The following is a 13,230-nucleotide window of genomic DNA, read 5'->3' as shown; positions in this document are numbered from 1 at the left end:
CGGCAAGACGCCCGCACCTGTCAATTGTTCCAGCACGAACCGGTACGTCCTAAAAAAGCGCGACGGGGCAAGCAGTTAGCCACAACGAAAGCACCCAATCCGCAAGCCAAACTCGGCAAAGAAAGCCACCTCAATGCTTGCCGACCGTGAAGAAAAAGTGACGGTCGTTGAGGGCTGCGCGAACGGTGGCCGCGGCCGCGAAAATCCCTGGTTTGCGGGAAAAAACGCGAGCCCCGGGCGGGACCTCGGGCGGCACGCGGCGGCGGCCCGGTGGACGACGCGGCGACGGCACACCGCTTCGGGACCGCCGCGGACCGCAGCGACCGGACCCGGCCGCGCACAGAAAAACGGCGAAGCCCGAGGGGCTCCGCCGTTCGCGTTCCGAATTGGTGGGCGATACAGGGTTCGAACCTGTGACCCCTACCATGTCAAGGTAGTGCTCTACCGCTGAGCTAATCGCCCGTCGCCGAATTTTGCGTGAAGCTCCCCGGCGAAGGGAGCGCAGTCTAGCCCAGAGCCCGGCGCGGGACAAGCGTTTTTTGCGCCGCCGCATCCGTTGCGGCCGTCCTCTCGCCCCGCCGCCGCACGCCGGCGGCGAACCAGCGGCGAACCCCGGCGGATCAGGCGCCGAAGCCGGCATCCTTGAGCTGGCGCAGTTGGTCGCGCACCGCCGCGGCCTGCTCGAACTCCAGGTCGCGCGCGTGCTGGTACATCTGCTGCTCGAGCTGCTTGATCCGGGCCGCGAACTGGGCCGGCGACAGCGCCGCGTACTCGGCCTGCTCCTCCGCCACCCGCCGCGCCTTGCCGCGCGCCTTGAGCGCCTCGGGATCGACCCGCGCGCCTTCCATGATGTCGACCACCGCCTTGGCCACCGACTTGGGCACGATGCCGTGCTGCTCGTTGTACTCGACCTGCTTCTGCCGGCGCCGGTCGGTCTCGTCGATCGCCTTCTGCATCGAGTTGGTGATGCGGTCGGCGTAGAGGATCGCCTTGCCGCGCAGGTTGCGCGCGGCGCGGCCGATGGTCTGGATCAGCGAGCCGGCCGAGCGCAGGAAGCCTTCCTTGTCGGCGTCGAGGATCGCCACCAGCGACACCTCGGGCATGTCCAGGCCCTCGCGCAGCAGGTTGATGCCGACCAGCACGTCGAACTTACCCAGGCGCAGGTCGCGGATGATCTCCACGCGCTCGACCGTGTCCACGTCCGAGTGCAGGTAGCGCACCTTGACCCCGTGCTCGCCGAGGTACTCGGTGAGGTTCTCGGCCATGCGCTTGGTCAGGGTGGTGATCAGCACGCGGTCGCCGATGGCGACGCGCTCGCGGATCTCGCCGAGCACGTCGTCGACCTGGGTCGCGACCGGACGGATCTCCACTTGCGGGTCGACCAGGCCGGTCGGGCGCACCACCAGTTCGGTGATCTGGTCCTCGGACTTGCGCAGCTCGTACGGGCCCGGCGTGGCCGAGACGAAGATCGAGCGCGGCGAGCGCCCTTCCCACTCCTCGAAGCGCAGCGGCCGGTTGTCCAGCGCCGAGGGCATGCGGAAGCCGAACTCGACCAGGGTCTCCTTGCGCGAGCGGTCGCCCTTGTACATCGCGCCGATCTGCGGAACGGTCACGTGCGACTCGTCGACCACCAGCAACGCGTCGGGCGGCAGGTAGTCGAACAGGCACGGCGGCGGCTCGCCAGGCATGTGCCCGCTGAGGTGGCGCGAGTAGTTCTCGATTCCGTTGCAGTAGCCGACCTCGGCCAGCATCTCCAGGTCGAACTGGGTGCGCTGGGCCAGGCGCTGGGCCTCGACCAGCTTGTTGTTGGCGTACAGGTACTCCAGGCGCTCGCGCAGCTCGGCCTTGATCGTCTCGATCGCGTCGAGCACGGTGCGGCGCGTGGTGACGTAGTGCGAGCCGGGATAGATCGTGTAGCGCGGCACCTTCTCCAGGCTTTCGCCGGTCAGCGGATCGAAGATCGTCAGGTTCTCGATCTCGCCGTCGAACAGCTCGATCCGCAGCGCCTGGGCGTCGCTTTCGGCCGGGTGCACGTCGATGACCTCGCCGCGCACGCGGTAGGTGGCGCGGCGCAGTTCGGTGTCGTTGCGGGTGTACTGCATCTCGGTCAGGCGGCGGATCAGCTCGCGCTGGTCGATGCGCTCGCCTCGGACCATGTGCAGGACCATGCGGAAGTATTCGTTCGGGTCGCCCAGGCCGTAGATCGCCGAGACCGTGCACACGATCAGCGCATCGCGACGCTCGAGCAGGGCCTTGGTCGCCGACAGCCGCATCTGCTCGATGTGCTCGTTGACCGAGCTGTCCTTCTCGATGAAGGTGTCGCTGGACGGGACGTAGGCCTCGGGCTGGTAGTAGTCGTAGTAGCTGACGAAGTATTCGACCGCGTTGTGCGGGAAGAACGCCTTGAACTCGCCGTACAGCTGCGCCGCCAGGGTCTTGTTCGGCGCCATCACCAGGGTCGGCTTCTGCACCCGCTCGACCACGTTGGCGATGGTGTAGGTCTTGCCCGAGCCGGTGACGCCGAGCAAGGTCTGGTGGGCCAGGCCGTTGTCGAAGCCGGCCGTCAGCCGTTCGATCGCCTGCGGCTGGTCGCCGGCGGGCTGGTACGGAGCCACCAGTCGGAAACCGCTGGGAGCGCTGGAATCGTTCATCGGGGCCGGTCGCGAAGTCGGGGGAGGCCTGGACCAGATGGGGACGGTACGGGCGACTTTCCAGCTTACCTCACCGCGCCGGCGCGCTATCGCGGCCGCCAAAACGCCGATGCCCGCCCCGCGGCGGCGGGACGGGCATCGGCGAGGCAGGCGATAGCGCGGGATTTACCAGCAGTCGGTACGGCTGGAGCTGGTGCCCCTTTTCCCGGTCGCATCGATGGTCAGGTTCTTGCACGCGTCGCTGGCCTGGTCGCCTTGGGCGGTCGCGGTCAGGGTGAAGGTACTGGCGGCGGTGTCGGCGCCGGCATCGCGGGTGATCACATAGAACGCCTGGGCGCGCGGCTTGGTGCGCGGCGAGTAGTCCATGTTGTCGGTCTTGACCCTGGCGAAGAAGCCGGCATAGCTGTTGTTGGCCGTATACCAGCGTTCGGCGCGCTGGGTCAGTTCGGCCAGATCGGCCTTGGCCTGGGCCCGGCGCGACTTGCGCACCGAGTCGGTATAGGCCGGATACGCGATGGCGACCAGGATGCCGACGATCGTCACGGCGATCATCAACTCGATCAGGGTGAAGCCCTGGACCCTGCGAGGCAGGGTCCGGTGGCGCGGCGCGGAAGCGGCAGTGCGGGTCATGACGTATGTCCTGGCAAGAATCAGCGGACCTGGCGCCACGACTGGCGGCCGCAGGGACGGGGCAGGTACAGCGGATCGGCGCCGGCCGCGGTCAGCACCAAGGTGCACTGCTGGGCCTGCAGTTGCCCGCGCAGCTTGTCGGCGGTGCATTCGACGCCGGTGCAGTTGATGATGTCGCGCTGCTTCGGCTGCGGCAGCAGCAGGTTGGTGTTGCGCGTGGGCGGAGAGCGGTCTTCGCCGTTGTTGAGCGACAGGCCGCCGGTCTGCGAGGTGCCGACCGAAGCGCCGCCCGGCGAGGTCGCCACGCCTTCCATCGCCGCGCCGCCGGTCAACACGTTCATGCCGTACAGCCAGTTGACGCCGAGCGGATTGCAGATCTCGCCGGTGGGCTCGTAGCTGGTGAAGAACACCCGGCCGTTCTGCAGGCGCGGCGTGCCGATGAAACGTTCGCCCTTGCCGTTGCCGTCGACGACCAGGTCGACGAACCAGCCGCGCTTCTCCGGATAGTTGACCGCGTTGCGGGTGATGTTGCGGGTGCTGTAGACGCCCGACATGCCGCCGGAGGTGATGGTCTGCTGCACCATCGGCCAGGACGCGCGGCTGCTGCTGGGAATCGCGCTGCCCAGGTTGTCCCAGATGCCGTACAGCGACTGCACCTTGGTCGAGGTGATGTTGTCGCCCTTGGCGAAGTACTGGCCCGTGCCGAAGAACAGGGTCACGCCGCCGCCCGGGCCGCGCGAGGCTTCGATCGCGCCGGTGATCGGCTGGCCGTTGCCGTTCGGGTCGCGCGCGGTGAACAGCGGCGCGCCCGAGTAGGCGATGCTCCACGCGGACGCGGTGGCGTTGGACAGGTCGTACTTCCAGACATTGCCCTGCATGTCGCCGCCGTAGACCGTGTCGGCCAGGCCGTCGGTGTTGTTCAGGCCGACCGCGACGATGTTCATCAGGCCGTTGCGGGTTGCGTAGCCGGCACCGGTCGGCTTGATCTGGCGCAGCACGTCGCCGGTCTTGATGTCGACGACGAACAGCACCGGCGCGCCGGAGTTCGAATTGACGCCGTTGCCGAAGATCGCCACCCACTTCGGGCCGGTCGCGGTCGAGATCGGCGCGATGGTCGCCTTGCCGAGCACGTGGCCCAGGTCGGGCAGCTGGTCGCCGCTGATCTCCCACAGTACGTTCGCGGGCTTGAAGCCGTTGGTCTGGTCGGCGCTGGTCACGTCCAGCGCCGAGATCGAACGCCCGCCCGCGCCCATCGCCGCGATCAGCACGGTGCGCCAGTCGCCCGCGGCGTTGAACGCCACGTCGCCGCTGGTCAGCGCGCCGTCCAGGTAGTACTGGTGCGTGTAGTCGGGATTGGCCAGCTGGCCCATCTTGCGCAGCGACTGCGACGGGATGTACGCGAACATCTCGGTGCCGCCGGTCGCGTCCGGCGTGGCGTCGATGCCGTGGACCATGCCGTCGTTGGCGCCGACGTAGACCATCGGCTTGCGCCCGGTCTGCCGCTTGGCCGCGAGATAGGTCTTGTACGAATCGCCCAGGTCCTTGCGCCAACCCGAGGTGGCCTTGTACGACCAGGTGCCGTAACCGTAGTCGGCGCGCAAGGTCACCGCTTCGGCGGCGGAATTGATGATGTCGCCGAAGTTGGTCGAGCGGGTGCGGAACGGCCCCTTGCTGGACTGCTCCTTCGACTTGGTGCCGCGCAGGTAGTTGACCACGTCGTCGCCGGTCACCGGGGCGGTGTCCCAGAAACGCCGGCCGCTGGTCAGGCCGAGCGCGTTGAAGCGCGCGTCGTCGTTGGCGCCGAGGTTGGTCGCGACGAAGTTCTTGGCCGCCACCGCGGTGGCGATGCCGGCCGTGTTGTAGGTGGTCGGCGCGGTCATCGCCGCGATGTTGCGCGCGGCCGGCAGCTTGGCCGCCGCGTCCCACAGCGGATTGGCGGTGTCGGTGACGCCGTTGGCGTCGATCTTCAACCCGCGCACGGTACCGGTCCAATCGTTGTTGCTGCCGATGTTGTAGCGCGCTTCGATCGTGAACGAGCCGTCGCTCAGGCGCGCGCCCGAGGTCGAGCTGTCGGTCGGGCGGTTGCCGTCGTTGGCGACGCTGTCGAAGATCTTGCGCAGCTCTTCCTTCAGGCGCGACGGATCGCGGGCGAGGAAGAAGTTGTCCGGGGTGCCGGCCACGCGCGAATCCCACTCGCCCGCGTCGGGCACGCCGTTGCCGTTGGCGTCCCTGAAGCTGCCGTACTTGGCGGCGTAGAACAGCGGGTTTTCCAGCAGCTTGGCGCCCGAGTTACCGAGCTTGTACTTGATCACCTGCGGCCGGCTCCAGCCGCCGGGCGCGTTGTCGGATTTGGTCAGCATGCTGCCGTCCTGGCCGCCCGGGCGCAGCGCCACGCGCTGCTGGCCGTCGTTGTTGGAACCGGTCACGCCGAAACCGGTGAGCATGGCGTTGCCGGCGTAGGCCGACAGGTTCTCGATGCGGACCAGCGCCTCGTCGGCGCCGACGGTCGGATTGCCGCCGGAGCACGCGGCCGACGGGGAGTTCCAGCAAATGTGCTGGCGCGTGTTGCTGAAATCGCCGCAGGAAGCGCCGACGCAGTACGTCATCAGCGAGACCACGTCGTTGTCGTGGTCGTTGCCCCACAGCGAGTCTTCCCACACCAGCGAGAAGCTGCCGGCCTTGCCGTCGTCGGCGAGCGGACGGCCGTAAGTGAACCTGCTGTTGGTCACCGACTTCTTGGTGCCGATGCCGACCGCACCGAGGAAGCAGCTGCGCCAATTGACGCTGCTCGCGGTCGCCCCGCCGCTGTCGTGAGCCTGGCAAAGCGGGGTCAGGGTGATCTTGCCGTTGCCGATCGGGATGTCGAACTTCGGCAGGTTCTCGGCCAGCGCCACGGCGAAGGTACGCGCCTTGACCGATTCGCTCGCCGGCTTGCCCGGCAGCCCCGGACGCTGATCGGTGGTCCAGGCCTTATGGGCCATGCCGGAGATCAGGTAACTGCCTTCCATCGACGGAATGTCGGGACACATGCCGCGCACCCGGCCGAGGCTGGGCACGGTCTTGGCGGTACACATGTCCTCGTAAGTGTTGACGCTCTTGCCGACGTTCAACTCGGCGGCGTTGGCCACCACGCGGCCGACCACGTAGCTGCCGTCGTTTATTTTTTCGTTTGCGCCGAGCGCATCGGTCGCCGTCACCGCGGCGTCGCGCATATTGCCCAGCTCATCGCTGTCGAACGAGCTCAGGCCGGTCGACAGCACCAGGATGTTGCACTTGGCGCAATAGCTGTTGCCGCCCGAATCCGGCGTACGGTAAGGATCGAGCCAGTTCGGCGCGGGCAACCCGGACAGGTCGGTGCCGGTGCCGAAATCGGCGCTCTTGGATTCGTTGCGGATGTAGCGCAGGGCCTCCGCGTACATCTCGCCGAGCGGGTTGCCCCACGCGCTGCAGTTCTGGCCGCTGCCGACCGTGCCGGGATTGTTGAGGAAGCCGTTGCCGACCGGCATGCCGTTTCGGTTCAGGATGCCCCAGGTGGTGCAATCCGACCAATAGCCGTTGTTCCACTTCTCCAGCTTGAAACGCTCGATGGTCTTCACCACGCTGCCGGCGGCGGCATCGGCCGTCGGGCAGAAAATCCCGGTGGTGGTGTCGACTTCGTCGCCGGGCTGGCAGACCTTGTCGGCGACGTTGCCGGCGAAGCGGCCGATGTTGCGGCGGAGCAAGCCGCCGGAGCGCGGCGCGGAGAAGCTGCCCGAGATCAGGCCGAAACGCACGCTGCCGTTCTCGCCGTAGGTCTGCAGCAGGCCGGTCGGCTTGTAGGTGGTCGCGGTGCCGCTGCCGTACTTCTGGCAGAAGCTTTCGCGCACCGCGTTGTTGGCCGGATTGCAGACCTCCACGCTCACGACGTAGTCGGTGGTCGAACTGGGGCTGTCCTGCTTGGCATCGTCGTTGGGCGCCTCGCTGTCGGTCGCGCACTGCAGCACCGAGGTCGAGGCCCATTCGCTCCAGTTGCCGCTGGCCACGCGCATCAGCGGCGAACCGCCGTTGCCCTTGGACATGTTGCAGAACGACTGCGTTCCGCTCAGCGGGGTGTACTTGTTGATGTCGCTTGCGCTATAGACCTTGACCCAGGCGTGCAGATCGTTCGGGATGTGCGCGCGGGTCAGCACCGTGGTCGTCGCGTTGTCGACCGAGCGCGAACCTCCGTACAGCACGTAACGGACGATATCCAAACGGCTCATCGTCACCCAGTTGAGGAAGTTGCCGCTCCACTGGCCGCTGCATTGGTGGTTGGTCGCCGCGCCGCTGGCCTTGAACTGGGTGCCGCTGCCGCTATAGCAAAGATCCGGGTCGAAGTAACCGGAATAAGAGAACTTGTTCTGATAGGTCGTATCCAGCAGACCGTCGCCGTCGAGGTCGGTGTAGTCGGCGTACGCCTTCATGAACAGCTGCTCGTCGCGCGACATCACCATCATCATCAGCGGCGGCTGCACGCCCTTGATGAACAGCGGCGCCTGCTCGATTTCGTAATCGGTGACGCCGGCGACGATGTCGTCGCCGCGGGACATCAGCACGCCGATGCCGAGCAACAGGCCAGCGATCTTGATCAAATGAGGAATTCGCATGGGAGTCTCTCGCCGCCGTCAGGGGATGAACACGGTGTCGATCACCGCGATCGAGGAGGCATTGGCATCGCGGTCGCCGCCGAGGGCGCTGACCTGGTAGATGTTGCTGGTCTCTTCGCTCTTGTTGTTGCCGACCTTGATGCTGGAGCCGGCGAAGCACTTGTCGATGCGCCGGGTGAAAACGTCCTTGCTGTTGGTGTTCTCGGCCGGGTCCGACCAGGTCATCGGGTCGAACGTCGGCGAGCACATTTCCTGGTTCGCCTCGTACACGCCGCTGCCGGCGAACAAGGTCTTCTGGATGTCCGACTCCTTGGCCCGGGCGACCTGCTCGGCGGCCTGGAACGCGGCGTTGACGTTGCTGTAGTTGGTCGACATGCGTTCCTGCAGGCCGCTGACCTTCATCCCGACCAAGCCGAGCAAGGCCAGCAGGATCAGCATGATCAGGGCGATGTAGAGCACCGCGCCGCGTTGGCGGCGGGGGGAACGGAGCGATCCGTGGCGCAGGCGGTTGTTCACGACGGAGTTCTCCTCAGTTCCCGTACAGGCGGTTGCGCATGGCGATCGTGGTTTCGTACACGGCGCGGTAACGCGTATCGGTGGGCGGCGTGACCTGCACGCCGAGCAGGCGCGGCAACTCGGCCGGCGCGAGCGCGGCGGACGGAGTGTTGGCGCGGCTCAACAGCGCCACCTGGACCAGGCCGACGCGGCGCCAAGGCACGGTCGACGCGCCGGTCTGGACCTTGTCGGCGACCATCTGGCTGGCGATGAAGCCGGTCGGCGGCAGCGCGCTGTTGGCCTGGCTGTCCATGCCGTAGATCAGCTGCATGTTCTCGATGCCGCGCACCAGTTCCTCGATCACCGGCGTCACCGCCGTGCCGTTCTTGGTCGCGCTGAAACGGGCGCGGAACAGCGCCGGGTTGCCGTCGGCGCGATAGGCGACGTAGAACACCTCCGACTCGGCGCGGTACAGCATCGCCTGGCCGGTGGTGAAGTTGTCGGTGATCATCGACGACTTGTTCAGGCCGGTCGCCGCAACCGACACCGTGACCTTGTTCGCCGAGGCCACGATGGCGCTGGCCTGGAACGCGGTCGCGCCGATGCAATCGGCCACGCCGAGGATCGCCGGCTCGGCGAGGCCGCTCGAGGCGATCACCTTGTCCCAACGGTCCTTCTCCACCGTCATCGTGGTCGTGGTGCCGGACGCGAAGGTTTCCAGCGGCACGCCTTCGGGCGAGAAGTAGCGCAGCACGACGACGTCGCTGCCGGCCGCCGGCGCGGGGCTGAGATTCTTGATGTAGGTCGGCAGCGCCGGCGAACCGGCCCAAGCGCCGCTGGTCGGCAGGGTCACCGAGCCGCCCGGCGCGGTCCCCTGGGCCTCGTAGCCCTGCACCGACACCTGGAACTGCAGCTGCGCCGCGGCCGCGGCGAACTGCGCTTCGGTCGGCTGGGTCTCGGCGACGAACGTGCTGCGGAAGCCGGCCGGGTTGGTCAGGAACCGCGCCTGGTCGTTGACGCAGCCCTGGTGGCCGACCATGCGCAGGTCGCGCTGCATGTAATCGACCGCGAAGCGCGCGTTCTCCTGCACCCGGGCCAGTCCTTCGGACAGCTGGTACGCCGTGCGCGAAGCCGAAAACACCTGCAAAAGACCGAGCACCAGCATCGCGCCGATCGCCAGCGCGACCATCAACTCGATCAGCGACAGGCCGTGTTGAGCATGGGAAGTCTTCACAGTTCGGTCTTCACGTTGATCTTGCCGTTGTAGTAGCCGTCTTGCTTGCCGGCGGCGCCCTGCAGGTCGCTCCACGCGATTTCGATGCTGTATTCGTTGTTGCTGCGGCGGACGATCGCGTAGGCCTCGGGCCCCAGCGCGGCGCGCACCTGGCAGCGCCAACGGATCGCGTTCTCCTCGGTGGTGATCAGCCCGTCCTGGGTGGTGATCGGGCGCGTGCACTGCTTGCCGGTCACGCTGGCGAAGCTGTCCTTGGTCACGGTGTTCTCGAACTGCAGGGCCAGCGCGCGGTTGGCGCGGATCTGGTCGAGCAGGTCGTAGGCCAGGTTGGTGGCGCGGGTGCGGTAGTTGGCGCTCTGCGCGTAGCGCACGTTCAAGGTCTGCAGCATCGCCAGGCCGAGCAGGCCCAGGCCGAGCACCAGGACCGCGATCAGCACCTCGATCATCGAGAAGCCGCGCTGGTTGCGCGCGCGCGGAGCGCCGGCGCGACGGACGGTGACGATCATGGGCACTTGTCCTTTTCCATGGTGACCTGTCCGGTGGTCGACAGTTCGAACTTGCGCAGTTGGTTGGCGCCGCTGCGGCACGACACGGCCTTGAGCACGAAATCGCGCTTGCCGCCTTCGCTGAGCCGGCCGCGGTTGTCGAACTTCAATGCGGTGGTGCTGCCGCCGGCTGACGCGGTCGCGGTGAGGTCGACGTCGCGCACGCTCTCGGTGCGGCGCGGCCGCTCGTCGGCGTCGGCGACGGCGTTGTTGTTGAGATCGGTCCACACCAGCCAGCCGTCGTTCCACTGGCCGCCGCAGCTCGTGCCGTTGACGCTCGCGCACATGTAGCCGGTGCGGCCGCTGCGGATCGCCTCGCTGCGCGCCAGCGCCACCGAGGCGGAGAACTCGTTCGCCGCCGAGGTCACCCGGCTGGAACGCAGCGCGTCGGTGAAACTGGGCAGGGCCAGGCCGATCAGAACCGCGCCGATGGCGATCGTCACCAGCAGTTCGATAAGGGTGAAACCGGCAGTTCGCCGCCTGCTCATGGACGCGCGCTTCCCCATTCCAAGACGGCTCGGATGCTAACAGTCGGAATTACCTACAAAAGGTGCCACACCGACGAGCGGTCAGGCGGAGTCAGTCAGTGGTTTTTGAGCCTAGGAATAGTCCGACAGGCGTCACGGCTTAGCCCTACCGGCGGTCGCGCGCTGCGCCGCTGGCCGCGGACAAGCGTGGGCGGCCAAGCTTCCCAGACACGCAAGGATGCGCGCCCGCCAAGGAAAGGCTTATGCGAATCAAGACGTTGGACGCGTACGAATTCGTCGCCGCGTTCCTGCTCGCCAACCTGCTGAGCCTGTTGGTCAGCCCGGGGCCCAACGCCAGCTTCCACCACCTGTCGGCGCGATCCTTCGCCCAGGGGCTGGCCGGCCTGTACCGGCAGGCCGGCGAGCACGCGGCGCGCACCGGCTCGCCGGTGCTGCTGTGCCCGGTGCGCTGGATCTACTTCCACTGCCGCCAGCAGCTCGACTGGAGCCGCGGCCTGATGGCGTTCGCCGACCACAGCCGCAATCGGATCTTCGACCCGGCCGACGAACTGCTGCGGCGCGAACTGCCCCTGCCCTCGCACCTGCGCCTGCGCGCGCTGCGCGGCCCGGTGCAGGTCCGTTTCGAAGCCGGCAGCGGCCGCGTTCTCGCCGACACGCCCTGGCTGCTGTGCGACCTGCGCAGCGCCCCCCGCGCCTGGGTGCTGCGGCGCGATAGCGCAGGCGGATTCCAGGTCCGCGATGCCAGCGCGGCGGACACTGCGCGCTGCCGCGACGAGTGAGCGCGATGCGGCCTGCGCGGACGGCGCGGGACCGTCCGCTATCCGCAACACCCCGCGGGACGGCGACGCTTTCGCGCGCGCAAAAAAGAAGGCCGCGATTGCTCGCGGCCTTCTCGAATCTGGCGCCCGAAGTTGGACTCGAACCAACGACCCCCTGATTAACAGTCAAGTGCTCTAACCGGCTGAGCTATTCGGGCGGGGCTGCATATGATGCTGATTCAGCACCCCGGCGTCAACACTTCATGGTGATGAAGCTGCGTCGCCGCCGGAGCCCGCCATCATACCCGTTCAGGTCACCACGCGGTAGCAGGGACGGTACTCGCCGGCGATCTTCATGCGGCGCTGCTCGACGAACGCGCGCAGCAGCGCGTCCAGCGACTGCATCATGTCCGGGTCGCCGTGGATCTCGAACGGGCCGAACTCCTCGATCCGGCGCATGCCGTCTTCCTTGACGTTGCCGGCGACGATGCCGGAGAACGCGCGGCGCAGGTCCGCGGCTAGCTCGTGCGGCTTGCGGCCGTGGTGCAGGTCCAACGAGGCCATCGCCTCGTGGGTCGGCACGAACGGCTTCTGGAAGGTCAGCGGGATGTCGATCGACCAGTTGAAGAAGAACGAATCCTTGTGCTCGATCCGGTACTCGCGCACCTTGCGGATGCCCTGCGACATCGCCCGGGCCACGCGCTCGGGATCGCCGACGATGATCTCGTAGCGCTGGGTCGCGACCTCGCCCAGGGTCAGGCGCAGGAACTTGTCGATCTGCTCGAAGTACGGCGCCGACGCGGTCGGGCCGGTCAGGATCAGCGGGAACGGCAGACCGGCGTTCTCCTCGCGCAGCAGGATGCCGAGCAGGTACAGGATCTCCTCGGCGGTGCCGACGCCGCCGGGGAACACGATGATGCCGTGGCCCATGCGGACGAAGGCCTCCAGGCGCTTCTCGATGTCCGGCATGATCACCAGGTGGTTGACGATCGGGTTCGGCGATTCGGCGGCGATGATGCCCGGCTCGGTGATGCCGATGTAGCGCATCGCGCGGCGGCGCTGCTTGGCGTGGGCGATGGTCGCGCCCTTCATCGGGCCCTTCATCGCGCCCGGCCCGCAGCCGGTGCAGATGTCGAGGCCGCGCAGGCCCAGCTCGTAGCCGACCTGCTTGGTGTAGATGTACTCGTCGCGCGAGATCGAGTGGCCGCCCCAGCACACCACCAGGTTCGGATCGGCCGGGTGCAGGATGCGGGCGTTGCGCAGCAGGCCGAATACCGAGTCGGTGAGGCCGTCGCTGGACTCCAGGTCGCGGCCGCCGCCCTTGCCGAGCTCGATCGCGGTGTAGGCCAGGTCGCGGACCACCGCGAACAGCAGCTCGGCCACGCCGCGGATGATCTCGCCGTCGACGAAGGCCATCGCCGGCGCGCGGGTCAGGTCGATGCGCATGCCTCGGTCCTGCTGGTGCACCTCGATGTCGAAATCGGGATACAGCTCGCGCGCGGCGCGCGGATCGTCGGAGGCGCTGCCGCTGGTCAGCACCGCCAGGGCGCAGCGGCGCAGCAGGTCGTGGATGCCGGTGGAGGCGTCGCGCAGGCGCGCGACCTCGTCGCGGGACAGGACGTCGAGCCCGCCCTTGGGGTAGATGCGGGCGTTGACCGTCGGCAGGACGGTCGCGTTGGGGGTTGCGGTCATTGCGTTTTTCTCGGCTTTTTCATCGATTCGTGGGGTGGGACTCTAGCAGTTCGGCCGCCGCCTCCGGTATCCGCGCGCGGTCGTCCCGGCGCGGCCGCGCGGCCGGCGCGGC

Annotated in this window: 9 protein-coding genes and 2 tRNA genes; 1 reads left to right on the top strand and 10 read right to left on the bottom strand. The window is 67.5% G+C overall.

Features of this window, described 5'->3' with window-relative positions; genetic code table 11:
- Positions 1-387: 387 nt before the first annotated feature.
- From RDV84_RS14880 to RDV84_RS14845, 8 genes are all read right to left on the bottom strand, one after another.
- Positions 388-462 (bottom strand) — tRNA-Val (locus RDV84_RS14880).
- Positions 463-620: 158 nt separating this feature from the next.
- Entirely contained in the window at positions 621-2,651 is a 2,031-nt protein-coding gene (gene uvrB, locus RDV84_RS14875) for an excinuclease ABC subunit UvrB (RefSeq protein ID WP_078997903.1), read from the bottom strand.
- 165 nt (positions 2,652-2,816) lie between these two features.
- The gene (locus RDV84_RS14870; RefSeq protein WP_309150776.1) at positions 2,817-3,281 is read right to left on the bottom strand and encodes a type IV pilin protein; all 465 of its coding nucleotides are present in this window, start codon (positions 3,279-3,281) and stop codon (positions 2,817-2,819) included.
- Between the two features lie 20 nt (positions 3,282-3,301).
- Positions 3,302-7,891 (bottom strand): pilus assembly protein, encoded by a 4,590-nt coding sequence (locus RDV84_RS14865; RefSeq protein ID WP_250449551.1) that lies wholly within the window; start codon positions 7,889-7,891, stop codon positions 3,302-3,304.
- 33 nt (positions 7,892-7,924) lie between these two features.
- Complete coding sequence (locus RDV84_RS14860; protein ID WP_057950202.1) at positions 7,925-8,365, bottom strand: pilus assembly PilX family protein; 441 nt, start codon at positions 8,363-8,365, stop codon at positions 7,925-7,927.
- A 70-nt stretch (positions 8,366-8,435) separates the two neighbouring features.
- Positions 8,436-9,635: a PilW family protein gene (locus RDV84_RS14855; RefSeq protein ID WP_231736145.1), complete on the bottom strand. Its 1,200-nt coding sequence runs from the start codon at positions 9,633-9,635 to the stop codon at positions 8,436-8,438.
- Entirely contained in the window at positions 9,632-10,141 is a 510-nt protein-coding gene (pilV, locus tag RDV84_RS14850; protein ID WP_078997905.1) for a type IV pilus modification protein PilV, read from the bottom strand. The genes RDV84_RS14855 and pilV overlap by 4 nt, the downstream gene beginning before the upstream one ends.
- The gene (locus tag RDV84_RS14845) at positions 10,138-10,668 is read right to left on the bottom strand and encodes a GspH/FimT family pseudopilin (RefSeq protein ID WP_158229892.1); all 531 of its coding nucleotides are present in this window, start codon (positions 10,666-10,668) and stop codon (positions 10,138-10,140) included. Before RDV84_RS14845 ends, pilV begins: the two co-directional genes overlap by 4 nt.
- 242 nt (positions 10,669-10,910) lie before the next feature.
- Between RDV84_RS14845 and RDV84_RS14840 the strand changes: the two genes are divergently transcribed.
- On the top strand, positions 10,911-11,447 hold the full coding sequence (locus tag RDV84_RS14840; protein WP_309150775.1) for a GspH/FimT family protein: 537 nt from the start codon (positions 10,911-10,913) through the stop codon (positions 11,445-11,447).
- Positions 11,448-11,567: 120 nt separating this feature from the next.
- On the opposite strand, the gene RDV84_RS14835 is transcribed toward RDV84_RS14840, so the two are convergent.
- Both RDV84_RS14835 and ppnN read right to left on the bottom strand, forming a co-directional pair.
- Positions 11,568-11,644, bottom strand: a tRNA-Asn gene (locus RDV84_RS14835).
- A 91-nt stretch (positions 11,645-11,735) separates the two neighbouring features.
- Positions 11,736-13,118 carry a nucleotide 5'-monophosphate nucleosidase PpnN gene (ppnN, locus tag RDV84_RS14830; protein ID WP_250449548.1) on the bottom strand — a complete coding sequence of 461 codons (1,383 nt, stop codon included), beginning with the start codon at positions 13,116-13,118 and terminating at the stop codon, positions 11,736-11,738.
- Positions 13,119-13,230 lie beyond the last annotated feature (112 nt).

It is taken from the genome of Lysobacter yananisis (genome assembly GCF_031199375.1).
In the GTDB taxonomy this organism is placed as follows: Bacteria; Pseudomonadota; Gammaproteobacteria; order Xanthomonadales; family Xanthomonadaceae; genus Lysobacter; species Lysobacter yananisis.
Note: the sequence above shows the minus strand (reverse complement) of the source record. Positions and strands in the feature narration are given on the sequence as shown.